Raw genomic sequence first — 446 nt, 5'->3', positions numbered from 1 at the left:
GCGGAGCTGGCGGGCCGGGGCGGCGACGCCGGTGTGGTCGCGCCGGGGCGGCTGGCCGATCTGGTGGTGTGGGACCGGGACCCGGCGGCCGACCTCACGGTGCTCCAGGACCGCGGGGCCCTGCGGTCGGTGCTGATCGGCGGGCGTCATGTGGCGGGGCCCGGGGGGGCCCCCTCGCCCGCCCCCCCCTCGTCCGCCGGCCCCGCGGGCGGGGGCGGCGGGGACCCGACGCCCCCCCGAGGCCGGCGCCCCCGCCCCCGCCCCGCCCGGGCGCCCCTCCCCCCCGGGGGGGGAGCCCCGCGCGGTCGGTGCGGGGGGGGGGGAGCCGGGGGGGGGGGGGGGGTGGGGGCGGGCCGCGGGGGGGGGGGGGGGGGGGGGGGGGGGGGGGGCGCGGCCGCCGCCGCCGACGAGGAAGAGGGAGGGGTGGGGGGGGGGGGCGGGGTGGG

At 88.3% G+C, this 446-nt stretch carries 1 protein-coding gene; it reads left to right on the top strand.

The window, feature by feature from the left end:
* Positions 1–6: 6 nt before the first annotated feature.
* On the top strand, positions 7–446 hold a 440-nt coding region (locus tag A4V12_RS13690), incomplete at its 3' end, for an amidohydrolase family protein (RefSeq protein ID WP_267893190.1).

It is taken from the genome of Streptomyces noursei, from assembly GCF_001646665.1.
Taxonomy (GTDB): Bacteria; Actinomycetota; Actinomycetes; order Streptomycetales; family Streptomycetaceae; genus Streptomyces; species Streptomyces lavendulocolor.
This window is presented reverse-complemented; position numbering and strand designations above follow the sequence as displayed.